The organism is Mesorhizobium sp. C277A, assembly GCF_040324395.1.
Classification (GTDB): Bacteria; Pseudomonadota; Alphaproteobacteria; order Rhizobiales; family Rhizobiaceae; genus Mesorhizobium.
In genome coordinates this window covers 130,657-153,735 of sequence record NZ_JAMYVW010000004.1, presented here as the reverse complement: position 1 = coordinate 153,735, position 23,079 = coordinate 130,657, and the positions used below count along the sequence as shown (strand labels likewise).

At 58.8% G+C, this 23,079-nt stretch carries 15 protein-coding genes and 13 pseudogenes; 5 read left to right on the top strand and 23 right to left on the bottom strand.

What is annotated here, in order from left to right:
* Positions 1-54: 54 nt before the first annotated feature.
* From NKK52_RS30375 to tnpB, 4 genes and pseudogenes are all read right to left on the bottom strand, one after another.
* Complete coding sequence (locus tag NKK52_RS30375; protein ID WP_023682829.1) at positions 55-942, bottom strand: TauD/TfdA dioxygenase family protein; 888 nt, start codon at positions 940-942, stop codon at positions 55-57.
* A gap of 600 nt (positions 943-1,542) precedes the next feature.
* Positions 1,543-1,671: pseudogene (locus tag NKK52_RS30370) on the bottom strand (IS66 family transposase); the annotation flags it as partial.
* 446 nt (positions 1,672-2,117) lie between these two features.
* Positions 2,118-2,567, bottom strand: a pseudogene (locus NKK52_RS30365) (IS66 family transposase zinc-finger binding domain-containing protein); the annotation flags it as partial.
* A 69-nt stretch (positions 2,568-2,636) separates the two neighbouring features.
* The gene (gene tnpB / locus NKK52_RS30360; protein ID WP_023682833.1) at positions 2,637-2,864 is read right to left on the bottom strand and encodes an IS66 family insertion sequence element accessory protein TnpB; all 228 of its coding nucleotides are present in this window, start codon (positions 2,862-2,864) and stop codon (positions 2,637-2,639) included.
* A gap of 386 nt (positions 2,865-3,250) precedes the next feature.
* Here tnpB and NKK52_RS30355 point away from each other — a divergent pair, with 386 nt between their 5' ends.
* The gene (locus NKK52_RS30355) at positions 3,251-3,460 is read left to right on the top strand and encodes a hypothetical protein (protein ID WP_198031484.1); all 210 of its coding nucleotides are present in this window, start codon (positions 3,251-3,253) and stop codon (positions 3,458-3,460) included.
* A gap of 25 nt (positions 3,461-3,485) precedes the next feature.
* On the opposite strand, the gene NKK52_RS30350 is transcribed toward NKK52_RS30355, so the two are convergent.
* The 4 genes from NKK52_RS30350 to tnpA form a co-directional block, all read right to left on the bottom strand.
* Positions 3,486-4,889 carry a recombinase family protein gene (locus NKK52_RS30350; protein ID WP_198031485.1) on the bottom strand — a complete coding sequence of 468 codons (1,404 nt, stop codon included), beginning with the start codon at positions 4,887-4,889 and terminating at the stop codon, positions 3,486-3,488.
* A gap of 42 nt (positions 4,890-4,931) precedes the next feature.
* The gene (locus NKK52_RS30345) at positions 4,932-5,114 is read right to left on the bottom strand and encodes a hypothetical protein (RefSeq protein WP_031203903.1); all 183 of its coding nucleotides are present in this window, start codon (positions 5,112-5,114) and stop codon (positions 4,932-4,934) included.
* 207 nt (positions 5,115-5,321) lie between these two features.
* Positions 5,322-5,498 carry a hypothetical protein gene (locus tag NKK52_RS32310; protein ID WP_502903008.1) on the bottom strand — a complete coding sequence of 59 codons (177 nt, stop codon included), beginning with the start codon at positions 5,496-5,498 and terminating at the stop codon, positions 5,322-5,324.
* 87 nt (positions 5,499-5,585) lie between these two features.
* On the bottom strand, positions 5,586-6,026 hold the full coding sequence (gene tnpA, locus NKK52_RS30335; protein ID WP_023682834.1) for an IS66-like element accessory protein TnpA: 441 nt from the start codon (positions 6,024-6,026) through the stop codon (positions 5,586-5,588).
* A gap of 582 nt (positions 6,027-6,608) precedes the next feature.
* On the opposite strand from tnpA, the gene NKK52_RS30330 reads away from it, so the two are divergent.
* Positions 6,609-7,850, top strand: coding sequence for an ATP-grasp domain-containing protein (locus NKK52_RS30330; protein ID WP_084633939.1), 1,242 nt, complete (start codon positions 6,609-6,611; stop codon positions 7,848-7,850).
* Positions 7,851-7,971: 121 nt separating this feature from the next.
* On the opposite strand, the pseudogene NKK52_RS32305 reads toward NKK52_RS30330, so the two are convergent.
* The 3 genes and pseudogenes from NKK52_RS32305 to NKK52_RS30315 all read right to left on the bottom strand — a co-directional run.
* Positions 7,972-8,319 (bottom strand): annotated as a pseudogene (locus tag NKK52_RS32305) (IS110 family transposase); the annotation flags it as partial.
* Between the two features lie 395 nt (positions 8,320-8,714).
* Positions 8,715-8,909: pseudogene (locus NKK52_RS30320) on the bottom strand (response regulator transcription factor); the annotation flags it as partial.
* Positions 8,910-9,244: 335 nt separating this feature from the next.
* A complete protein-coding gene (locus tag NKK52_RS30315; RefSeq protein ID WP_348625719.1) occupies positions 9,245-10,252 on the bottom strand; it encodes a hypothetical protein in 1,008 nt (335 codons plus the stop codon).
* Between the two features lie 483 nt (positions 10,253-10,735).
* Here NKK52_RS30315 and NKK52_RS30310 point away from each other — a divergent pair.
* Together NKK52_RS30310 and NKK52_RS30305 are read left to right on the top strand one after the other, a co-directional pair.
* Positions 10,736-11,682 (top strand): annotated as a pseudogene (locus NKK52_RS30310) (IS256 family transposase); the annotation flags it as partial.
* A gap of 166 nt (positions 11,683-11,848) precedes the next feature.
* A pseudogene (locus tag NKK52_RS30305) lies at positions 11,849-12,990 on the top strand (IS5 family transposase); the annotation flags it as partial.
* A gap of 29 nt (positions 12,991-13,019) precedes the next feature.
* On the opposite strand, the pseudogene NKK52_RS30300 reads toward NKK52_RS30305, so the two are convergent.
* From NKK52_RS30300 to NKK52_RS30245, 12 genes and pseudogenes are all read right to left on the bottom strand, one after another.
* Positions 13,020-13,337, bottom strand: a pseudogene (locus NKK52_RS30300) (leucine zipper domain-containing protein); the annotation flags it as partial.
* 295 nt (positions 13,338-13,632) lie between these two features.
* A pseudogene (locus tag NKK52_RS30295) lies at positions 13,633-13,966 on the bottom strand (transposase); the annotation flags it as partial.
* Positions 13,967-14,120: 154 nt separating this feature from the next.
* Positions 14,121-14,438 carry a hypothetical protein gene (locus NKK52_RS30290; protein WP_023682845.1) on the bottom strand — a complete coding sequence of 106 codons (318 nt, stop codon included), beginning with the start codon at positions 14,436-14,438 and terminating at the stop codon, positions 14,121-14,123.
* 542 nt (positions 14,439-14,980) lie between these two features.
* Positions 14,981-15,192 (bottom strand): annotated as a pseudogene (locus NKK52_RS30285) (IS6 family transposase); the annotation flags it as partial.
* A 425-nt stretch (positions 15,193-15,617) separates the two neighbouring features.
* Positions 15,618-16,919, bottom strand: coding sequence for a histidinol dehydrogenase (gene hisD / locus NKK52_RS30280; RefSeq protein ID WP_352630781.1), 1,302 nt, complete (start codon positions 16,917-16,919; stop codon positions 15,618-15,620).
* A gap of 163 nt (positions 16,920-17,082) precedes the next feature.
* A complete protein-coding gene (locus NKK52_RS30275; protein ID WP_023682848.1) occupies positions 17,083-18,597 on the bottom strand; it encodes a M81 family metallopeptidase in 1,515 nt (504 codons plus the stop codon).
* A gap of 82 nt (positions 18,598-18,679) precedes the next feature.
* Positions 18,680-18,847, bottom strand: coding sequence for a hypothetical protein (locus NKK52_RS30270; protein WP_156939252.1), 168 nt, complete (start codon positions 18,845-18,847; stop codon positions 18,680-18,682).
* A pseudogene (locus NKK52_RS30265) lies at positions 18,844-19,271 on the bottom strand (transposase); the annotation flags it as partial. The gene NKK52_RS30270 and the pseudogene NKK52_RS30265, both read right to left, overlap by 4 nt.
* A gap of 426 nt (positions 19,272-19,697) precedes the next feature.
* On the bottom strand, positions 19,698-20,246 hold the full coding sequence (locus NKK52_RS30260; protein WP_023682851.1) for a cupin domain-containing protein: 549 nt from the start codon (positions 20,244-20,246) through the stop codon (positions 19,698-19,700).
* Positions 20,247-20,420: 174 nt separating this feature from the next.
* Positions 20,421-21,332: pseudogene (locus NKK52_RS30255) on the bottom strand (IS256 family transposase); the annotation flags it as partial.
* Positions 21,323-22,315, bottom strand: a pseudogene (locus NKK52_RS30250) (IS481 family transposase). The pseudogenes NKK52_RS30250 and NKK52_RS30255, both read right to left, overlap by 10 nt.
* A 58-nt stretch (positions 22,316-22,373) precedes the next feature.
* Positions 22,374-22,667, bottom strand: a pseudogene (locus tag NKK52_RS30245) (transposase); the annotation flags it as partial.
* A gap of 57 nt (positions 22,668-22,724) precedes the next feature.
* Here NKK52_RS30245 and NKK52_RS30240 point away from each other — a divergent pair.
* Positions 22,725-22,916 carry a hypothetical protein gene (locus NKK52_RS30240; protein ID WP_156939291.1) on the top strand — a complete coding sequence of 64 codons (192 nt, stop codon included), beginning with the start codon at positions 22,725-22,727 and terminating at the stop codon, positions 22,914-22,916.
* Positions 22,917-23,079 lie beyond the last annotated feature (163 nt).

Genomic DNA, 23,079 nt, shown 5'->3' with positions numbered 1-23,079 from the left:
CCAGAGCCATACCCGAATTCAGCTTACGGGGGGCCCCCTTCGTCCTAAAAGGGTCTAAACGGCCTTTGTCGCCGGCGCCCGCTGGATAAATTTAGATCGCGCAACGCTGTACCGGCCGTCGACACTGACAGGCACCTCGCCCTCAATGGTCGCGCGACGAACGACGCGGCGTTGCTCGCCGCAATCGTTGGTTGCACAATGCATCGTTGCTCGATTGTCCCAGATGGCGATATCACCCTGCTTCCACTTCCAGCGCACCGTGTTTTCCTGCGCGGTGACATGAGACTCAAATAGATCGAGTAGCCTTAGGCCGTCATATTTGGATATGCCAATGAAACGCGTTACATAAACGCCGAGCACAAGCGTGCGCTCCCCGGTCTCGGGGTGGACGCGTACGACTGGATGCTCTGTTTCGATCATCGGTCCAGTATAGGGCGCGGTAGAAGACCTGAGATAAGATCCAGGGAAGCTGTGAACAGCCCAGAGTTCGTTGGCAAGCCGTTGCAGCGGCAACGCTAAGTCGAGATATGCGGCCGCGGTGTTTGACCAGACGGTGTCACCGCCGACTGGCGGGATCACAACGCCTCGCAGCACCGCGATCTTGGGATAGGCGTCCATGCAGGACCAATCGATATGCCAAACGTAAGCCCCGATATCGCCACGTGCCGAATCAATGTCGAAAATCGGCGTCGTTCCCTCCGGATACGGCGAGGGCTTCCCGAATCGTAGAGCAAAGCGCTCCTGCTCAGCGTCGTCGAGATGACCCTGGTCGCGGAAGAAGATGACCTTGTGTTCAAGCACCAAGCCGTTTATTGCAGCGATGGTCCGGTCCGCCAAATCGGCCGACAGCTTGACATTCCTGATTTCAGCACCGATGCGCGGTGTGCATTTGATGACATCCGTACGTGGAATGACATCATCGATCAATTCCATTTCACTCATGGTGGCATTCTCCGGTGCTGCAGTTTTGTTTGCGATTCACAGGTGGTAGTGTTTCATGTGTTGTTGCGAACCGCACCTACCACTCCTGGTAGGCTGATCTCGCCCGAAGCGAGGTCAGCGCGACGTCCGATTTGAAATCGCCCTGCCGCCGAAGTCATAAGCCGCTACGCAAACGGTTACAGACGCATTGACTTCGGACGCGTCAACGGAAAAATGTGCATTCGCGCCTCTGCTCCTCTTCGAACCGGCTCTTTGACGAGCGGATGCAACCGTCCAACCCGGGTCTCCCGCAACTTGACGACGGCTAAAGCGTCTTCCTCCGGTGAACCTTCTGATTACCCACATCGTCGGCTTAATCCAATGGAGATGCCGAGGGTGATATCGTGCAAGCGGGTCATGCCGGGCCAGACGACCATGTTACCGCAGCCATCCCAACCATCAGTCCCCCCGTCCTAACCGTGAACGAGACAATCTCCTCGTAAGCGCTGTTCTCAGGCCACGGCCTTGAGCTCGAGCTTGTCGATGTAGGCCCAGGGCAGGAGCATCGTCGATCTGGCTGTTAGGATGGCCGTTGACGATCCTGGTGAGGACATCGGCGACATAGATCTGCGCCTGACGATAGAGCGGCAAGTGATCGGCGTATTTGGAGACCAGCACCTGGGCGACCGTTGCCTCGATCGGATGACCACCCTCGATCAGCCGCGTCGGCGCGGGAGCCTGAACGACCACACCCTCACGGGCGGCAGATCCCATGGGGAGTGGACCGTGGCCCGCACTCTGGCAGAGTGGGCCATCGCTTTCATGCATCTTTCGACCGCCGATCAATCCGAGGTACAAGCTGCTGTCCGCGTGGATCTTGGCGCGCAGGTGCCAGGCGGTGCGGCTATCCCGTCGCGAGCGTGTAGCGATCGAGATTGATGCCTTGCCGGGCACTGCTGGTGGCGCTGTGGAAATACGCGACCGCCGGCGTCATCATCGAGGAGCGCTCATGAAAACCGCATGACCGCTTCCATCACCCTTTTCCCCCATTCCGCAAAGGCCTGATCAGCCCTTCGGATCCAGGTGGGCGAACCGAAAATATGCATGGCCTCAACAGCCGATCGGCAGAATGGTTCGTCTTCCTGAGCCTGCGCCCGCCGGGAGCGGGATATTGGTGCTGCCGCCAGGAGCGGCGACGCATGTGAGGCATATTTGGGCCGGCGCACGACGATCACACGCAGCTGCGCCGGAACGATATCGAGCCGCTCGCTCACATCCTCACCGATCAGGTGCAAGTCATTGCGGCAGCACGGGCAGGCATGGTCCTCGATGTCGACCACCATCTCCACGCGCGGCAGATAGGATGGCAGCACGCCCCGGTTCGCTCGGCCCTTGCGACACGCGCCTGACGTTCGCCATGAGCGGTCTGTGCCTGCTCTTGGTCACCGGCGGCCTCGATCTGCTCGGCCTCTTCGAGCCCCAGCAGCAATTGATCCTCGGGGAGAGTCTCAGCACGCCGGCCGAAGCGGTGACGCTGCAATTCCTTCGATGATCTGGATCAGCCGGGCGTTCTCGACGTCGCGAGCCAGGACCATCGCCTTCAGCGCATCCGGATCGTCGGGAAGCTGGTCAACAGTCCTCGTCATAACCGGATCAGACCATATTCGCCGACAGCCCGGGACAGCGGAATCCAGACTGATTCACTTCGTCGCGGGTCAGCCCGCCTGAACCGGAACGCGGGTCCGGCGCGCCTCGTGGACCCGCCGCCAGGCGAGACCTTCGAGCAGCGCCGAGAGCTGCGCGGCCGTCAGCCGCATCATGCCCTCATGCACCTTCGGCCAGCGGAACTCCCCGTCCTCCAAACGCTTGGCATAGAGGCGGACGCCAGTGCCGTCCCAGAAGATCAGCTTGATCCGGTCCGTGCAGTTTGTTTCATAATGCATAGCCTTGTCAGAGTCCGGGCAGTCGGACGACTTTATCGTATATATTGCTCGTAGAAATCCGGTCGACGAGCGACGATACCTTGCACCCCTATGCGCACCGCTTCTGAAGCGAGTGCTTCAACCGGGACCAGCCAGGGCGAACCGGGCAGATCTGTCTCGCCGGCAGGATGCCCTTAAGAGCCAAGCTTTTGGCGGACCCGACGCAGATGCCAAGCCATTCGGCGGCTTTCATCAGACTGATCATTTCGCCATCAGCCTTGGCTGGATCGTAACCGGGTATGCCGAGCCGCTCGCGCATTCGCGCACGCGCACCGTCGTCCAGGTCCCGCCATCGCCGGTCTTGCAGCCATCCGGTTGAGCGATACGGCAAGCTCGCGATCCGGCCAGTGTCCGGCGAGTTTGCGCAGTGCTTCGACGGCGATCGGCGCCATATCTGGACAACGGCCGGTCTTGACGCGGGCAACACGCACCTCGGTGTGACGCCCGCCGGTCCAATGGATCAGCAGCACGGCTTCGTTGGTCGCCTCATGGAGATCACATACGACCTCCTGAACCAGGATATGGATAAGGCGCTGCTTGGTCCGAGTGTCGGTTGAGGGTGCGTTCCACACCGCCGGTAGATCATGGGCAAGCTGAAGCAAACGGGCGCGATCGACCTTTGGGCGTGTCGCCGACAGAGCCGACACAGCTCCGCGATCCGGCGCTCCAGTGTGGCCAGGCCGTCCAACGCATCCTTCCAGCGAGCCTCGAGTTCGCGTGCGACATGGCGCTTGACGAGGTCGACCAGTTCGTAACGACGCCCGGCAGCGAGGCATCGTATCGGGCTGCTTCCAGCTCCCGCTCGACGGCGGCAACGATGTCCTTTCGCGAACGCTCGGCCTGCTCCGAAGCAAAGATCGCGGCTTCCACGGCACGATCGGAGACGGCTTCTAGGATCTGCAGGGCGACGGCGCGATCAATCCGCAGACCGCCAATGCCGATGCACAGGCCAGCGCCGACATAGGCATCATCGCCGCGGCACTGGTAGCGATGGGCGTTGCCTTTCGCCATGCCATAGAAGACGCGCATCATTCGTCCGCATCGCCCATAACGCATCAATCCCGTGAGCAGGGCGCGGCCTCCACGTGCAGATTTGCGCGCGCAGTTCTTCTTCATATGCGCGTTCTCGAGCAGGAGCTTCTGATTCTCCTCGTATTCCTGCCAGCTGATGTAACCAGGATGATTGTCACGCAACAACACATGCCATTCGTCGCGAGACTTCCTGAAGCCGCTGGCCTTACGGGCGCGCCCCTCGACAATCCGTGTCCGCTGCGCCGTTCTGCCGAATGCGTAGGCGCCGCCATAAAGCGGATTGTGAAGAATCTGCATGACACTGTGGTAGGCGGGAGGCTTCCATACGAGTTTGCAAACCTCGACATTGCGCCGGACCACGGGCATTTTAATGTCTGCCGATCGCAGCCATAAGAAGACCTGCCGCGCGCTGCCCAACTCGCGGAACTTCGCGAAGACCAGCCGGATGGTGTCGGCCACGTGCTCGTCAGGTTCGATCTCGACCTTATCGGCCTCGCTCCAGCAGAAGCCGGGCGGAAGCATGAAGCGGAACTCCCCACGCTTGGCCTTGGAGTCACGGGCGGCAATGCCGCGCTGTCGCATCAGGCTCAGTTCGTATTCTGACATCGTTCCCTTCAGCCCAAGCAGCAGGCGGTCGTTGACGAGCCGCGGATCGTATGCTCCATCCGGATCGACAACCAGCGTGCCGGCCAGCGCGCACAAGTCAATCAGATGTTGCCAGTCCCGTCCGTTACGCGCCAGTCGTGACGCCTCGATGCAATAGACCGCGCTGACATCGCCGGAGCAGACCATGGCGACAAGCCGCTCAAAGCCGGGTCGCTGCATCAGGCCGGACCCCGAGCGGCCAAGATCGTCGTCGATCACCGTCATCGATGCAAAGCCGACCGGTTCTGCGGCTCCCGCCAGGTCATACTGCCGGCGCTGACTTTCCAGATTGCCCGTCACTTGCGACATGGTCGATTGACGAACGTAAACTACCGCCGAGCGGGCGAGGTATCAGGCGTGATCTTCGGGTTCATCACCGCCTCCCTGATCCGCTTCGGCCGCCAGCGCTTCCAGCAGAAGGTCGGCCAATGTCTCGACCAGTCCCTTTGTGTTTTTGCCCACTGGCGGATGAGGAATTTGACGCTCCAGCTGCAGGATGAGCTGCGCGCGATTGTGATATCGGCTTCTTCGCACCGTCCCTCTCCTTCTTCCTTGAAGGGCGGGATTGTGCGCCTTGCTTGCGATTCGCGCCGAGCGCCGTCAGGATGATCGTGAACTCATTGAGACCCTCGATGCCGATTTCGGGTCGCCCGAGCGTCATGCCCGCGCAGTAGCCGGCGTCGAACATCCAACTCGGGAGTTCGTGGCAAAGGTCAGGACGCTCCTCCGTGTAGATGCACGTCAAGGCCTTCCCACGACGAAATGGCGAAGCCTGCAACGTGCTCCCAAACAACGGATGCCAGCGATAGGCAACCGTCGCAAAGCGGAAACCATGCAGAATGTCGATAATTGCGCCCGCTTGGCGCGGAAGACGTAAACCGCCCCGCTGAACGGATCGGCGCCCATCGTCTCGCGCACCAGCGCCGCCAGCCCCTCCGCACCCTTGCGGGAGTCGACTGGCTTGTCGCCACCATTACCTTGACCGCACCCGTCGGCCCGATCACGTCATTGCCTTAAGCGCGCGGATTCCGCAGCCACCGTCTTGGTATCGGCGCCACGGCCAACGCGCATGGCGACACCGTCGATCTCAAGCTCGATCAGGCCGGCGTCGCGGACCGTCTTCTGCTTCCGTGGTCGTGCTGGGCGCTGCGCCACCGGTTCCGGCAAGGACGCTGCAACCACCGCAGGAAGGAACAGAGATTCTGATGCCGTCGCCTCTGCCGAGGGCTGACGCGCAGCTCGGCGCCAGGCAAACAGTTGCTGCGGGGAAAGCGCATATCGGCGAGCTACAGCACAAACCGTCTCACCAGCCTCGTAGCTCTCCGCAATGATCCGCGCCTTCTCCTCTGGAGGCCACTCGCGTCGCCGGCCGGAGCCCGTGAAGACCTTGAACCGGCGCACCGGCTCCAAATCGTTCGACTTAAGCGTAAGCTCTGAAGTCGTCATATGTCGAAGCCCTCAAAGGCTCCGAACATCGTCCTTCACGCCGATCCCCGAAAGGTGCCGTCGGAATATCGCTTACATCTCCTCCGCGAACGTACGCGGATCGTCAAGCGAATCAAGGCAATCCTCGCTCGCCTCGGCATTCCCGCCTTCAAATTCAATCTGCGCAAAGCTGCCAAAAACTGCAGGCTCTGCATACGGCGGAAGGTATGCCCCTACCGAAACGAAGCCGAGCCGAGTTGCGCCGTAATCTCGGACGGCAGGTGACCGTCTCCGTCGATTCGGTCAAAAGCCGAATGGCTGAGCTACTCGACCACGATCGGGCTGTCGCGGAACACCATCCGCAAATACCTGCGCTCGGGCGAGTTCGGGACGCGCGAAAGTGCCGGAGCGGCCGAGCAAGCTTGATGACCATACCGAGCGGCGGCAGTACGCTTCCGAAGGTGATGAGCGGACACGTCAACTACCAGATCCCGTAGTATCCGTGCCGGACCCGGACCTATAAAAAACTTAGCACGCCTAAATGAAAGCTCATACAGATTGCACTCACAATAGCGCACCGACCGCACAGAAAGGCAATAGCTGATGCCAAGACGAGCTCTCATCCTGCTTGAAGGTCATAGGGGCAATGGGCTGCTATACGTTCAAGCGGCCCAGCGTCTAGGACTTTATCCAATCACCCTGGCGGCTGACCCAGATCAATACGACTATATTGCGGCAGAAAGCATTGAGGCCATGCGGGTCGATACCGAAAATTTCGATTCGCTGATGCAGATATGTTCTCGGCTGCGTGCGACCTATGATATTGTTGGCATCACTGGTTTTGCGGGCCGAGATGAATCACTTAACGTGACAGTTGCCAAACTCTGTCAGTATTTTGATCTACCAGGGCCCAGCCCCGCATCGATTGAACGATGCAGCGATAAATTTACTCAACGTCAGCTCCTCACGCAGGCAGGTGTTTCAGTACCTGCTTACCGATTGGCAGAAAGTGCGATCGAAGCAAGAAGCTCCGCCACGGACATAGGCTTCCCGGTGATTCTTAAACCAGCTGAAGGCAGTGGGAGCAGGGGCGTCAGATTGTGCCGCGATGTTGACGAGTTAGCTGAGCATACAACGTATCTATTGGGGGGCGCGCACGCTTGGCGATCTCCGCCGAGAATACTGGTCGAAGAATTCGCACAAGGCGCTTTCTATGACGTTGCTACTGTGGGAAACGCGGTTATTGCAGTGGGTACCGCCCGCTTCGACCGGTCACCGTATTTCGTCCCTTGCGAGAGCGTGTTTCCAGCCGCACTAACTGATGAGGAGCATGAGCGTATCACCGATGTTTCGCTGAACTGCTTGCAAGCTCTCGATCTTGGCTGGGGGCCAGCGAACATTGAATTCCGATGGACGAACCAGGGTCCAGTCGTAATGGAAGTCAATGCGCGTCTTCCGGGTTGGACCACTCCTCTGCTGGTTCAACTGGCTTACGGTGTCGATATGATCAACGAGCACATCAAGCTTATCATCGGTGACAAATGCGATCTGCGCGCAAGCCATTCACACACTTCGGCCGCCCGGTTCTTACTTCCTGATCGCGACGGCATCCTCGATCGTATCGAGGGCGCCAGTCGGGCGGCGGCTGTACCGGGAGTCGTCGACGTCAGGTTTTATGTTGAACCCAAGGCCTCGATCGTCCGCAAGGGCGATTACCGAGACATGATGGGGCATGTCATCGCTGCTTCGCCTGACTGTACTCGCACCGAGGCGATACTTCAGCGTGCCGTCGACCTACTCGATTGGCCAATAATACCACTTCCGCCCTCTGGCGAACTGGAATAGTCTCGGATTGCTTGCCGCGCGGTTCCAGTCGCCCTGACGTTGTGCCACATTAATTTCCAGGAAAACCAAGGATTCCGCTATGACTGGTGGCCTGGCAAAGCTTATGAAGACGCAGCTTCTTGCGCAGATCGTCGCTCGCCGCGGAGCGCACCCGCACTATTAGATCGCGCACCGCTTCATGCCGCGTCTGGAACCCAGATCCCTTCAATTCTGCGGCCCGCAGCAGCCGCGCCAGACTAACGCTTCGCCCCGGTTCGTCTTGACGCGCTCGCCCGGGCGCTTGGGATCAGCGAGGGCGCAAAGACATCAGCAGCGCTGACCGAGCTCGACCATCTGCCGGTAGAGCCGGTGTCCGGTCGGGCCGGCTTCGTAACAGAAATGCAGGCGAGGATGCTTTTTCTCCAGCTTGCGCACGAAGCGCTCGACCGCCCCCCTCGGCAATCGCAAAGGCCTGCTTCGCCCTCGACACATCGGCACCGACGTACGGGAGTTGCTCGGGGGTGCCGAGCCGCGCCCCACGCGAAGTGCCATGGAGAACGCCTCGCTTCGGTTGCTGCTGCGTGGCGACTAGATCGTGGCGGAAGGCTATGGGCTTTCGAATGAGTGCCCTCTATCTCGCGACTTCCCCATGACGGTCCCGCGTGTTTCGCGAAGGTGGGCTCATCCTTCAACATCTCCGCGCTTTTTGACTGATGGGTCTGCGGCAATGCCGGTGGAGCCGGCTTGTGGCCTGTTCGCAGACCCAAGGAGTGTGGCGCGGCGATCAAGTTGATCGAGAAATAAGCGAGACGAGCGGCAGGTTAGTCGCGTTCCTCGTCGAGCGTCGGTTCATCGCGCCGGTGCCCAGCGTCCCCGGATCACCCGTTACAAGGCGATGAGTCCCAAGCGTATTGCTTTCACTGCCGCGACTGTTCTGCTGGCGGCATCCAATTTTGTCATGATGTTTTTGATATGGAAGTTCACAGTATTTGCGGATATCCCAAGAATCATCCCGGTTTCCCAGGACGATTTTCCTCTCGCAGTCCACATGAGACATTCCTTCTCTCTGGGAGAAAGTTTAATTCCTGTGTCACTTTCCTTCGGTCGACCCGAAGGTTTGGTTCCTGGCTTTCCGGTCGATATGCCGTATCCATCTGCTGGCATCCGAGTCCTCCTGCGAGCGTTCCGTAGTCTCTCCAACACTGGAGCCGTTTGCGCTTGGCATTGCCCGGCTGCGTACGATCTGATGGCAAACCATCGGCTTGCAAAGCAACGGCCTAGTCCCTCAGGCGCCATTATTTCCGCACCCTTATTCGGATAGTTGACACATCAATCCGATGGCTGAAAGTTCAATCATAGCACACCCAAGAGACTTATATTTTGAGTTTTCGTGATTGCATCTTACGGCCCATTTATTAGCTTAAGTTGAGTGATCTCACTATGTCGGAACGGAGTATCGATAACTTTGGAGCGATACGCCTGTTGTTTTTAGCGACAAATCGAAGAAATTCTTCGTCATACATGGTTACATAATCAAGACTCTTTGCAACTTCGCCAGATAGCAGCGGGATTGACGAGAGATCCACTATGGCGCATGGCTCCAACCGCAGAAGCGCATGTCGAAGAATTGCTTCGTATTCATCATTGACATCGGCCGTAGCGATCACAACGATCGACCGAGGTTCACGTACAGCCCCCATCTCCGCCGGGCGGATGAGCGAAACTTCTATGTCGGTCCAAGGGCGCAGACGTCTGCGAAGATTTTTGGGGTTCCGCGTAACGACTACCGTCGAACGAAATCGCTCTCCCAGACCACTCCTGATCAACTCGCGACCCAACATACCCGCCCCGATCATGTAAAGGCGGTCGGGTAGCTCTCCATTCTGAAATCGATCAGCTATTATGTCTCTGACGATCTGATCGTAGTTGAACGACGCGATGAACCCCTGTCGCTCGCGCGATGCACGACCTATATCAATTGCCAACCGTCCGATCTGGGAAATCGGGAGATTTGGATCGAGTAGATCGACAGCTTTCGCGAGCTGGTCGCCGATATAATTCTCGCCGAGGATCTGGGAATGAACGCCACATGCAATCTCGGCAAGGCGTTGAGTGATATTTGCTGTCCCTTCAATCTGCTTATAGTTAAATGTAGGAAATACTGTTCTATCAATATCTATAAGAGACGTCGCAGATCCGTACACCTCAACTCGTAGGCACGTAGCAACAAGCAGGACTCCTCTACTGGATATATCTTTTGCAAGTGCTTTTACCTTCGCAGAATGTTGCGCCATTGCAAATGGCGAAGTCATTTTGTGATCGACATAAAGGCCGAGGTGTCTGCTCATAGCTTCATCCCAAGTTAATTCGACATTAATTCGCGCAAGGAGCGCATTTTTTGAGGTCTTTTCACCAACCTTCATTTGCTGGTGGATGCAGCGTGTGTCCTTCGCCTCTTCCTTCAGGAGCAGGCTGTTGGGTCGGTTTCGGGCCGCAGTCGATGATGAGGGAATGCTCGAGGCCGAGGAGGTGGCGAGCGTATCTGGGAGTTGCTGAACTTACCGATCCCCTCCAGGTGGCGGATCTCTTGCAGACCTGACATTTTGGTTTTCGTTAGTCCCTTGAGCGACGTCATATGGGTTGGTTTCTCCCGCCTCGCGACCAGGGAGCAGCAAAAGTCGCGCCAGCTCCGCACTAGAGCCGCAGCAGAACTATCTTGCATACGATTCAACGGCTTCGAAGAGTTTGGCAGGACGCCATCGGAACGTTACCCGTGTCTCGTACCCGACAAACGACGAAACAATCATCGGAATGACCTGCCACCGAGAGTTTTTCCTTCCGGGATTAGAGTCCGGGCGGCCTTGGTTGAAGGATGGCTGATGGAGAGAACGCGATTTCTGGAAGTGGAGCGGAGCATGCAGACGGGCATCAGGCCGGTGCCAGTCAGCCGGTGAAGATCCGGATCCCAGCGCAAATGGCGAGGCTTGATCGGGTCCGGTTCGCCTCATCGATCCTGCCGAAGGGCGCGTCGGACGCGAAGTTTGGCTGCGCTGCATCCCGTTCTCTACCTGCGCGGCGGTTCGACGGGCCATTTTCAGGAAGCGCTGAGCGCGCCTGTGGGCAAGGACGCGCCGAACCTTTCACCCCCAGTGATCACGCGGCTCTGATCGGTGCCACGTCCGAGGGCAAAAAGGAACTCCTCGGTTTCCAGACCGGCATTCGCGAGATTGCGCAAAGCTGGCGCGAGCTGCTGGCCGACGTGAAGTGACGTGACCTGAAGATCGCGCCCCCGATATTGCCGTCGGCGATGGCGCGCTTGGCTTCTGGAAGGCGCTCGACGAAGTCTTTCCCGGCACCAGGCGCCAACGCTGCTTGCTGCACAAGACCGCCAACCTCCTGAACAAGGTGCCGCTCTCGGTACAGGCCAACATGAAGACGGATTTGAACGAAATTTACGGCGCGCCGACACGCTCAGCCGCCGAAAAGCGATCGATGTGTTCGCCAGAAATACAGCGCGCGAAGTACAACGGCGGTGACTGCCTGACGAAGGATCGCGCGACGTTGCTGGCGTTCTACGACTGCCCCGCCGAACACTGGGATCATCTGCGACGGTCGAATCCGATAGAGGCGTCTTTGCCACCGTTCGCCATCGAACAGTGCGCACGAAGGGCTCCCTGTCGTCGAAGACCGCCAGGTGGATGGTCTTCAAGCTCGTCATGCCGCCGCCAAATCCTTGCGTCGGTTGAAGGTACACAATCAGTTGCCGAAACTGCTCGGAGGTGCCAGGTTCCAAGACGGGATCGAGGTCATCAACGAAGCCGCAAAGCACCGCTTGATCAACCGTCGGCCGTGAAGAATTCGAAAGCCACTGATATTTCTAGATAACCGCTGTGGTGTTGACTTCGCGATTGCGGGAAACGCCTATTTGCGGGTCGTTTCCTTGCAATTCCAGTTTGTGGTTTTCCTGCCCGGCGAAGCGGGATTCACTCCCTTATCAAGATGAATCGGAGAGCCCGGGGATGGGCAAACCACGCGAGCGGCGCGAGAGGGGAGAACAGGATCTGTTCCGCGCCCGGCTTGATCGGATTCTCAACATGAAGCACGAACTGGTGCGGTTGACGCAGGCCATCCACTGGTCAGTGCTGGAAGAGCGTTTCGGCGCGGTCTATTCCGAGGGACCGGCCATGCCGCCCTTGCCGACGCGGCTGATGGCCAGGCTGGCGATTCCCAAGCACACCTTCGATCTGTCGAACGAGGCGCTGTGCGAGCGCTGGATCGAGAATCCCTATTTCCAGTACCTGTGCGGCGAGGAGTTTTTCCAACGATGAACTGCCATTGGACCGCTCGTCGATGACGCGCTGGCGTCAGCGCATGCGCGAGGAGCGGATACGGCCCTGGTGCAGGAAAGCCTGGGGGTGGCGGTGAAGACCGGAGCGATGAAGCCGCAGGACACGCGGCGGGTCGTCCCAAGAATGTGATGTTCCCGACCGATGCCAAGCTCATCCATCGCGCGCGCGAGCGGCTGGTGTGGCTGACGAAAAGAGTGCGGCTGGACCTGCGCCAGGGCTATGTCCGGGTCGGCAAGCCGGCGCTGATCAAGCATCAGCGCTATGCGCACGCCAAGCAGTTCAAGAGGGCCGGCAAAAGCCTCGCGCAAACTGAAGACCTATCTCGGGCGTATCATCCGCGACATCAAGCGCCAGATCGCCGTCCATGCGGAGTTGGACACAATCTTCAAGTGGCCGCTCTACCAGGCCTCGACCGCTCTCGAACAGAGGCAGCGTCAGCGCGGCCGCAACATCTACAGCTTGCGCGCCCATGAGGTCGAGTGAATCGGCAAAGGGAAGGCGCACGCCCCCTACGAATTCGGCAAAGTCTCCATCGCCACCCCGCTGAAGCGCTCGAAGGGCGGCCAGTTCGCCCTGCCATCGCCCTTCCCGGCAACCCCTATGACGGGCACACGCTGGGGCGCCGAGATCGAGCGCATCCTCGCCGACGCCGGCTACCGCGGCCACAACGCGCCGCAAAGCAACAGGTTTAGGGTCTTCTGCAGGCCAGAAGCGTCGCGAGACGCCGGCCATCAAACGCGCAAATGCGACGACGATCCGCGGTCGAGCCGGTGATCGGCCATATCAAGAGCGAACACAGAATCGGCCGCAACTAGCTCACCCACGACCAAGGCGACGCGATCAACGCCATCCTTGCCGCCGCGGGCGAGACGCCAACCTCCTTGACGATAGGCTTGCCGGACCTGCGCTCCCGGCGCAGGGCCTCGATGCGAGCGACGGCTGGCGGCGGCGTGGGACGATACAGACGCGGTGGTCGAGAGCTGCGGTCCTGAAGACCGCCCACACCTCCGGCCTGGTACCGCGCAACCCACTTGCGCACCGTATGCGCGCAGACGCCTGCGACTCGTGAGGCGGCCTGCGGCGTCTGCCCGCGCAGCACCTCAAGCACAATCCGCTCTCGACCATGTGGCGTCAGTCGGGCATTCTTATGGATGTTCATTCGGTCCTCCTCCGAGAATCGCTAAAGCTTCACCAACTTGAGCTTCCTCGCTCGGGACCGAATGAACAACCTGTTGAAACCTCACATCTTTCTACAGCTAGTAGGCTGTAGTGACAATTTGAGCCAGAGCATGATGGCCTGCGAGCGTAACGAAGCCGTGCGGCGTGACCGGCGGTTGACCAGGATGCTGGCCGCGTCCAGAACCCTATTTTGATGCCGCGTTCGTACACGAAACGATGCAGCCAGAAACCGTCGCAGCCGGCCTCGTAGCACGACGCCCGTCGCCTCATGGTTTCTTTTTGCGCCGGGCCCCCGCAGCTTGGGCCTGAGCACGGATAACGGTCGTGTCGATTATCAGCCATTCCAGACCTGGATCACTGCTGATCGCTTCCAACAACCGGTCGAACACGCCCGCTCCGATCCAGCGACAATAACGTCGCTTTGCCCTCCATACAGGCCAAACCGCTCCGGCAGGTCACGCCAGCGTGCGCCAGAGCGAGCGATCCATAAAAGCGCATCGAAGAAGCGCCGGCCATCAGTGCGAGGGCCGCGCTTGCCCCTTGCGTTCGCCCGGCACAAAATGGCTGGATCTGCTCCCACTGATCGTCGCGTAGAACCTCACCTTCCAAAGCTGACCTCCAAAAGTCAGCCTTGTTTCCCCCGTAGAAAGAACCTGGAGAATCTGAAGGCTTCTGTCAGGTCCGCATGCTCGACGGAGCGAGCCGGCTGATTATCGGACCTCATTGCAAGCCGGATTGAGCGAAGCTGCGGGTCGGTCTGGCGCTATGGGGATTGTAGCCTGGAGAAGTGGTCGGGATTGTCTTCGCCAGGCTCATCCAACAGCTGGCGGAATCCATAGTCGGGATGGAATGCGCCCTCCTCTTGCGTTTGCCCGACCACTTCCACCGCTTCAGGATAGCAGTAGCTGGCCATGCCGGGTGCAACGTAGATCGAAGCGCGTTCCGTCAGCATAGTGACGCCGGCGCAGACTTGCCGGGCCGAGTGGAAGGTGCCGAGCGTCAGATAATGCACTGCGATTTCGGCATCGAGCGCGAATGGCACACCCAGGAAGTCCGCGAAATCCGATGAGTAATACCGCATCGTCCCGGGCGCGACATTAGATCGGCGGAGACCCAAGAACGCCCGCGCGAATTCGCATCCGGCATTCTTCTTCCACGACTTCGACCATCACATAGTCCAGCGGCCAGGCCACACATTCCTGGTAGAGCTCGACAGAAACGTCGAACCGCCAGCCTCGGCTGGCGCTGGTGTGATCCACTCCGGCTGCTCACTCACATACAAGGGCGAACCATTGGCCGTCGGTCGTGACCAGCACATTTCCAACGCTGGATGCTTAAAAGCCTCGATCCAACTCCCACCGAATTCGACTCGGCCCCCGCGTAGCAGCACGCCGCCCCTCAGATCCTATAGTCTCATTTCCGCCTTCAACACTGTCGTTCTCTCAAAGAGAACCGCCCCCGAAGGGGCGGCCTTGGAGCGGCGCTTAGAGGTACGTCAGGGTGGCGCTGTCACCCGGCAGGCGGCGCTTTGGCAGGGGCGCCTGGACGGCGGTGGACTTATTCATGAGGCGATCGAGCTTCTGCTTGTTCATGGCCGGTATGGCGGCCTGGCGGCGATGGTGTGACGACCTCGTCCAGGTGCCAGACATGGTTTCGGCTGTGCTGCTTGCGGCGCAAGCGGCGAGCGTAATGTGCACCGAGATGCCCCACCCGCAGATTGTCACCACGATCCCGCGCTCCAGCAGCATTTCTTCGACCAGACGCTGCCAGACTGCATTGGCGATGATCTGCGGCGGAAAACGAGGGCGCTTGTAGCTGACGGTCGCGGTGTTCATGCTATCGGGTCTATGCCGCAAATCTCTGAACGGAAGTCGATAACGCCTCCAATCGTGTTCCAGATAATGCCAGGTTCCCACGAAGTACCACCGCATGAACTGGACCACTGGGGCGGTGCCGAGAAAGGACTCCGGACTTGGTGACACGAAGTAGATTAACGCAATCTTCCTCGCTGGCGGAAAGCAGAAGCGGTTTGAACCCGAGACGCCCTCACCCTGGGGACCCCACTCATCTTGGTCCGCATCCAATATCAAGGGCACGGGACAAGAACAGGTCGGGACGCATTCCCACCAGTTGGGGCATCTCGTATGGTTTTTTTGAAAAGTTCCGCGCGCAATTCCATGCCTCTCTTGAGACAGGCAGTAATGATCACTGCCTCTGTGGTTATCATAAGCCTGATGTACAAAACCGACGCTGTCATGACTTAACCAATTGAGGCCAGTTGCTTTGGGCTAAGCCGCAGCGCAGCAGCACGGCGATGGCCCTCCAGTTTTTCGGTCGCGCTCTGACGCACGGCAGCCGGAGCCACTGCGGCGACGCCTCGCTCGTCCAGCCATTGGTGGGTGGCGATCTTAACGTAGGAGCCGACCCAAAGACCACCGGTGTAGCGAGCTGCGGCCATCGTCGGCAGGGTGTGGTTCGTACCACAGCATTTGTCTGAATAGACGACGCTTGCGAGTTCACCGATGAAGAGCGAGCCGTAGTTACGAAGCTTCTTGGCGGTTGCTTGCGGATCGCGGGTGTGGACCTGCAGATGCTCCGTCGCGATGTAGTCCGAATAGGCAATCATCGTGTCTTCGTCTTCCACGGTGGTGATTTCGCCGTAATCCTTCCATGCAGCGCCTGCTACTGGAGCCGTTGGCAGGCCTTCAAGTTGTCTTTCGACTTCCTTCAGAACGTCTTCAGCAAGCTTGCGGTCAGTCGTCACGAGCCCAACTCGGGTGCGGACGTCATGCTCGGCCTGCGCCAACAGATCGGATGCGATTGTTGCTGCATTGCCGGTTTCGTCGGCGACGATGAAGATCTCGCTCGGGCCGGCCAGCTGGTCGATCCCGACCTGACCAAAAACCTGGCGCTTTGCCTCGTTTACGAATGCGTTCCCCGGGCCAACGATCTTGTCGACTGCCGGAATCGTCTCGGTGCCGTATGCCATTGCCGCAATCGCCTGGGCTCCGCCAACGCGGAAAATGCGATCTGCACCGGCAAGGTGGCAGCCCGCGATCATGGCCGGATGGGCGTTCGGTGGAAGGCAGGCGATTACCTGGTCGCAGCCAGCGACCTTGGCCGGCACGATGGTCATCACCGGAGCCGACAGAAGTGGATAGCGACCGCCAGGTACATAGCAGCCAACGATTTCAATAGGAATGACGCGGTGGCCAAGATGAAGTCCCGGCAAGCTTTCGATTTCGAGGGGAAGAATTGTCTTCAACTGGGCCTCAGCGAAGCAACGAACGTTAGCGATGGCAAATTCGGTGTCTTCCCGGGTCTGGGGATCGAGATCGGCGATAGCTTTCTGCTTCTCCTCCTCGGTGATTTCGAAGTTGGTCAGGTCAGCCTTGTCGAAGGCAAGCGAGTATTCACGAACCGCAGCGTCCCCACGCTTGCGAACGTTTGCAATAATCTGCTTTACGCTTTTCTCGACGGGGGCTGTGTCTGAGATGGCGTCCCGAGAGGGCTGCTTAATCTGGGTGAATCTGCCTTTCAGCGCTTCGAGACGCGACGTCATGAAACCTCCTTGTTTTGTGCGATGGTGGATGTGAACTCGTCCAACAACAGCGGTTAGACGATTGCCGAGCGAGTACGCCTTCAATATAGTGACCAGCTGATCAGGTTCTAAGGTGGTCGGCCGCCGTGATCCCCGGTCCAATAGAAAGCGGCCGTCTCCAGCTCTAACCGGGAATACTTCGACATCCACCCGCTAGACGACGGCGAGTATACTGGCGTGGCTCATACTCGATCTTGTCGAGAGGATAGAATGGCCGCGCGTGCTGCCAAGGCAACTGGTCAAGGTAGTACGAGCTCATGCCTGGCGTATCTACCGTAACCACGTGGCCAATTTTGGCGAAATTCAGCTGAAAGTGATAGCCAGAGCGAGAGACAATGATTGTCGCTTTTTCAGGATCGAGACCCACGGCTTTGAAATAGTCGGGGTCCATATAGGAGTACGGCTGGTTTGTGAGTAGTACGCTGATGTTCCCGATCTTAAAGACCGCGTATTTTTCGATGTACGTTTTCGTGCCGCGGTCCGACGGACCATCGTATAGGACCGGCACATTCGCGCCCAGACTGACAACCTTGCCTTTGGCGGTCACGCTCGGGCTTGCGCTGGAGTATTTTCCCCCGAAATTTAGGCAGATCTCGCCTCCGACGCCGGCACGATCACATGTTGCCACGGCGTCGGGATCGTAGATCGGAAAGTACGTGTCGACGTTGATCTTGTTTTCCAAAAGGTAATTAAGAATGTAAGTGCTATCGCCTGGGCTGCCTGCAGCCACCCGGTCCCCCTGATCACCTATAATAATCGGCCGATCCGATTGTTCGATGTCCTTCAGCTGCTCCTCGAGGGTCGGGTACTTTGTGATCAGGTCGTCCCGGTAGTCCCAGATCATTTTCATGACCTCATTCGCGACCTTTCGTGCCTCATCAATTTCGCCGTTTCCATAGGCCAATACGGTCTGCCCAATCGAGGGGACGTCTAAAAATTGCTGGGAGTTAAAGATGGATACATCCCAAGCTAGGCCCCGCTCCACTGCATTGTGGGCATAGGCATGTATGTCGACGAGTGGGCCAGAGAGCGTGGTGTCGTTCCCCAACGTCAGCATCGGTAGGAAAGTGGCAGCCAGAACCGGATCGAACGTCCCGTCAAGAATTCCCATCGCCGCGCGGAAAGCCCGCTTTGCGGTGGCGGACTGATCCTCGTGCGGGTTTGTCAAATAACCTGAAAGGAAATCAAGGGGCTCTAGTGTGCTTTCTTTCACGTGAGCATGGAGGTCGAATGCCGCAGTGATCGGGACTTCATTGCCGACGATGGCACGGAGTCGCTCAACCAATAGACCCTCTGGGTCCGACAGGGTCTCGGTAAGCATACCGCCGTGCAGAGGAAGTACGATAGCGTCGAAGTCGCCACGCTTCGCCGCTGCGACCATGATTTCGCTCACCTCCGCGAAGACTAAGTCGTCCACGGGTCCCCCAGATTGCGCCCGGAAAAGGGTTGGGACAATCAGGTCCAAGCCGGCTTCATAAGCGGAGTCGATAACCCCGCCGAACGCGGAATTTGCTCCGCGATTATGCTCGATAGCACCTTGCCCTTCAACAATCGTGAAGCGTTCGCGACGTGTGACAATAGGGTTGAAACTGTGAGACTCCTGAGCAATACCACCCGTTAGAACCTGCCTCTTAGCCATCGCATTCCTCGTTTATTCTCTTCACGAAGGCTAACATCGGGGGCTACCCAAGCAAGTACCTCAACCTGCGCGGTTAATAAACTCACCAAAACCCCGCCTCGACTGCCTGCTTTTTGGCTCGGCTATCGGCAAAGCGTTGAGGATTGGCGTGAATTGCCTCAAAACCTGCGGCGCGCCCGTCATATAAATCAAAAGGACGCTGAGCATGCTTTACTTTTGGCTGGCCTGTAAGCTTCTGTTTTGAATTCACGGATGAGCGTTTCGGCGGATGAGATTGCCGCCAATCGCGACAAGAATTCATTGCGAGAGCGTCGATGCGCTGCTGCTCCTAGTCGCGCACGAGGCGGCGCCATCGTGTCATGCAGCCGAAGGTCCGCTCGACGACCCAGCGGCGGGGCAGCATCTGGAAACCCTTCTTGCCGTCGGACCCACGGATGATCTCGACCCGGAAGTCGAGATAGGTGGCTTTGTCTATGAGCTTCTGCCTGTCATAGGCGCCATCGGCGAACAGATGCTTGACCAATGGCCATCGATGCGGAAATCATCCAGGACGCCTAAGCGCCGGTACTGTCGGAAATATCGGCGGTGTGAGTTGACCATCAACAGTCGCCCATCCGTTCCGCATCGACGGCCATGTGTCGCAGCTTGCGGCTGACAATCTTCTTGCCGGCGTCGTTTTAGCATGCCGAGCTTTGACCATTGGCAGTCGCACGCCAGCCCCGGCCCCGCGCCCGGCTCGCTCGCATGGAGCGTCTGCACGCTGAGCGTCCGGAGCAATATCCAGATCAGCTGCAGCGCCTCTTGAAGATCTGCGAAAGGAAAAGGCGCACGGGATAATATTCGGCGCGATGCAGTTCGCCCGGCGATCGAGCCGATGACGAATTGATCCGGACCCAGTCGTGGGGAATATTGTGATGAGGTGACGAGGCAACGACAATGTCGGTCGGGAGCATTCCACGGGGAGGAGTACGCGCTCGCAGCTTCATTGTCGCGCCGCACCAGCCTCAGACAGAACCCATAGCGAGCCGATTTTCAAAACGGTCTCTAAGACTTCCGCCTTTCAAAGTTCATCAGAGTTGCAAGCGCCAGGGATCGGCCTCTCAGTATGTAGGCGGCGCGATCGCGCTCAGTATCTCGCTCTCGCGGTCATACACGTTGCGGAACCTGTGCGGCAAACGGCTGTCAAAATAATAACCGTCGCCTGGCCGCAAAACCTTTTTTTGATCCCCTACGGTGACCTCGACTGCGCCGGAGATGACCATTCCGGCCTCCTGGGCTGCATGGGCGAACTCTCTGCCAGAGTCTGCTCCTACGGCATATCTCTCCTGAAGCATGAGCAGTTGCCGGTTCGGGTGATTCAGCCCGATCACCCGGTAAGAGATCGTCTCAACCCTTCCTATCTCCACAAGATCGGCGGCCGCATAAAAAGGGGTGTAGGGTAGACTCGACTGAAGGTCAGAAAAAAAACCCGTAAGCGTCGTTCCGAGGGCATCCAGCACAGCTCCAAGGGTGTCAATCGAGGGGCTCATTTTATCCCGTTCCAGCAAGGAAATTGTAGAATGGGATATTCCGGATCGAATGGCGAGTTCTCGAAGGCCCAGATCGCGCCTGCGCCTCAGCTCCCGGAGCTTGCTTCCGATCTTAGGCATTTAGGACCTCTTGTCGTCTTCAACATATCTGCCAGCAGGGCAGCGGTGAAAATACTGGACAGGGGTTCCCTGCGCAACGTGCGAAATGATTACTTTGCATGATGCGATCGTGTCCCGCGGCGTGGTGTAGCTGGCGGCATTAGTCGCCGTGCTCTCCGGCATGGGCCGGGCTGATCAGCGCGCCACGGCTGGCAGGCTGATCAGGGGATCATCGCTCATCTGGCTGATCGTTTCCAGAGTCATATATCTGGCCCGCTGCACTGCCCATTCATCGTTCTGTTCGAGCAGGATTGCGCCGACGAGGCGCACGACCGCATCGTCGTTCGGGAAGATTCCGACGACCTCGGTGCGCCGCTTGATCTCGCCGTTGAGACGTTCGATCGGATTCGTCGAGTGGAGCTTGGCGCGATGTTCCTTGGGGAAGGTCATGTAGGCCAGCACGTCGGGCTCGGCGTCGTCCATGATTGTCGCCAGCTTTGGCACCTTCGGCCGGATCTGGTCGGCGACGGCGCGCCATTGTACGGACGCGGCCTCGGGCGTTTCCTGGGCGAAAGCGGTGGCGATGAAGGCTGAGACGACCCTGCGGCCGCTCTTGCCGGCATGGGCCAGCACGTTCCTCATGAAGTGGACGCGGCACCTCTGCCATGTCGCGCACAGCACCTTGGTGACGGCCGCCTTGAGGCCTTAGTGAGCATCGGAGACGACGAGCTTGACGCCGCGCAGGCCGCGACGTGTCAGCTTGCGCAGGAACTCTGTCCAGATCGGCTCGGCCTCCGAGGTGCCAATCTCCATGCCCAGTACCTCGCGCCGGCAGTCCGCGTTGACGCCGACGGCGATGATAACGGCGACCGAGACGATCCGCCCACCGCGGCGGACCTTCAGGTAAGTGGCGTCGATCCACAGGTATGGCCAATCGCCCTCGATCGGCCGATCGAGGAAGGCCTTCACCTTCCCGTCGATCTCCTCGCACAGCCGCGAGACCTGGCTCTTGGATATGCCGCTCATACCCATGGCCTTGACCAGGTCGTCAACCGACCGGGTCGAGATGCCTTGCACATAAGCTTCCTGGATGGCGGTTAGATGTTTAGTCCCAAGGTTTGATGGGTTGGATCGAGCCTGAATCGTTCGGGCTCTTTTGTCCAGATTTTGCAGATGTATTCAAAGGGCGTGAGGCCCTTGAGGGTCTTCAGTCGACGGCCGAAATTATAGGCTAAGACGAAATCGGCGAGATGCTGGCGCAGTTGGTCATGGCTCTCGTAGTAGAAGCGTTTGACGGTCGCATCCTTGATCGTGCGGTTCATGCGTTCGACCTGGCCGTTGGTCCATGGGTGCCTTGGCTTTGTCGTTCGGTGGTCGATATCGGCCTTGGCGCAAGTATGTTCGAAGGCGTGCGCCCATATGATTTCTCCCGCCGCCATGGCTTCCTTGATCAGCGGAACGGCCGAGCCGCCGGCACCTGGGGTCGTGAACTGAATGCCGTTGTCGGTAAGCACTGTGTGGATCTTGTAAGGGACAGCATCAAGAAGATGGCGCAGGAAATCGGCGGAGACCGCTGTCGTTGCCTTCTCGTGCAGCTCGACGAAAGCGAACTTCGAGGTCCGATCTATGGCCACGAACATATGCAGCTTGCCCTGCTCGGTTCGGACCTCGGCGACGTCGATATGGAAGTAGCCGATTGGATAGGCCTTGAACTTCTTCCTTGCCGGCTTGTCGCCCTCGACATCCGGCAACCTGCCTATCCCGTGACGCTGCAGGCAGCGATGCAAGGATGACCGCGACAGATGCGGGATCGTCGGTTAGAGAGCATAGAGGCAATCGTCCAGTGGCAGCAGCGTATAACGCCGAAAGGCGACGATGACCGCCTCTTCCTCAGTCGATAGCACTGTCGACTTCGGATCTCTGGGGCCAGTCGGAAGATCGGCGGCCGACGTCCGGTTCCTCCACTTCCTAACCGTCTTCTGATTGATGCCGTAGCGCTTCGCCAGCGCCCTCAGACCCTCTTGACTATGCTGTATCGCTCGACGGATCGTCTCTGTCGTCGTGGCGCTCCCATGAAGAACCTGGCCCATAGCGCATCCTTTGATTCGGACGAAAAGTATGCGCCATCAAAGCCTGGGATCAAACATCTAGCGCCTTCTCGGCCATGCGGCGCGGTTCGAGGAAACCTGGGAAGTAGCTTCCCTTCCTGAGCTTCGGGATGCGCAGCTCGACCGTGCCGGCCCGCGTCTCCCAGTCCCGGTCGCGCTAGCCATTGCGCTGGGCGAGCCGCAGCGGCTTCTTCTCGCCATAGCTGGCGCCGGTGGCCGCGCCCACCTCCATTTCCATCAGTCGCTCGGCGGCAAAGCCGATCATCTCCCGCAGCAGATCGGCATCCGGGGTCTTCTCCACGAGCGTGCGCAGGTTCATCATGTCGTCGGTCATCGGTGGTCCTTCCGAAATGGATTGGCGTCAACAACCAAACCCTACCGGAAAGCGCCGATGACCACCCACACGCCGCTCGCTCGCTACAGCGCTACTAACGGCGCGCTCGTGAGCGGCTTCGCTACCGCCGAGCTACACCACCTGATGGGACACGACCTTGGTCGACGGCTCGTCCAAGCAAGTCTCGAAAAGCTGAGTAATCTCGGCTTTACCCATCCGGTATCGGGTGAAAACGCTTTCAAATGTTGACGCCGCAGTCTGCTGAGCCAGCAGTGCACCCAAACGGAATGCCCGCCTCTCGCATGACGTCTCAGCGCGTGCTCAGAGGCTGAACGCTATCCGGAAGCTGTCACGCTGTGGCTACGGCGGCCCGATCGAAGAACTCGCGGTTTTTAGCATCTCGTGTATCGTC

What these genes read in the sequence shown, in the direction of transcription:
- NKK52_RS30330 (WP_084633939.1), top strand. Translation starts at nt 6,609, where the DNA reads ATGCCAAGACGAGCTCTCATCCTGCTTGAAGGTCATAGGGGCAATGGG.
- tnpA (WP_023682834.1), bottom strand. Translation starts at nt 6,026, where the DNA reads ATGACGACTTCAGAGCTTACGCTTAAGTCGAACGATTTGGAGCCGGTG.
- NKK52_RS30275 (WP_023682848.1), bottom strand. Translation starts at nt 18,597, where the DNA reads ATGGCTAAGAGGCAGGTTCTAACGGGTGGTATTGCTCAGGAGTCTCAC.
- NKK52_RS30375 (WP_023682829.1), bottom strand. Translation starts at nt 942, where the DNA reads ATGAGTGAAATGGAATTGATCGATGATGTCATTCCACGTACGGATGTC.
- NKK52_RS30315 (WP_348625719.1), bottom strand. Translation starts at nt 10,252, where the DNA reads ATGAAGGTTGGTGAAAAGACCTCAAAAAATGCGCTCCTTGCGCGAATT.
- NKK52_RS30290 (WP_023682845.1), bottom strand. Translation starts at nt 14,438, where the DNA reads ATGCGGTATTACTCATCGGATTTCGCGGACTTCCTGGGTGTGCCATTC.
- tnpB (WP_023682833.1), bottom strand. Translation starts at nt 2,864, where the DNA reads ATGCATTATGAAACAAACTGCACGGACCGGATCAAGCTGATCTTCTGG.
- hisD (WP_352630781.1), bottom strand. Translation starts at nt 16,919, where the DNA reads ATGACGTCGCGTCTCGAAGCGCTGAAAGGCAGATTCACCCAGATTAAG.
- NKK52_RS30240 (WP_156939291.1), top strand. Translation starts at nt 22,725, where the DNA reads ATGACCACCCACACGCCGCTCGCTCGCTACAGCGCTACTAACGGCGCG.
- NKK52_RS30260 (WP_023682851.1), bottom strand. Translation starts at nt 20,246, where the DNA reads ATGCCTAAGATCGGAAGCAAGCTCCGGGAGCTGAGGCGCAGGCGCGAT.
- NKK52_RS30350 (WP_198031485.1), bottom strand. Translation starts at nt 4,889, where the DNA reads ATGTCGCAAGTGACGGGCAATCTGGAAAGTCAGCGCCGGCAGTATGAC.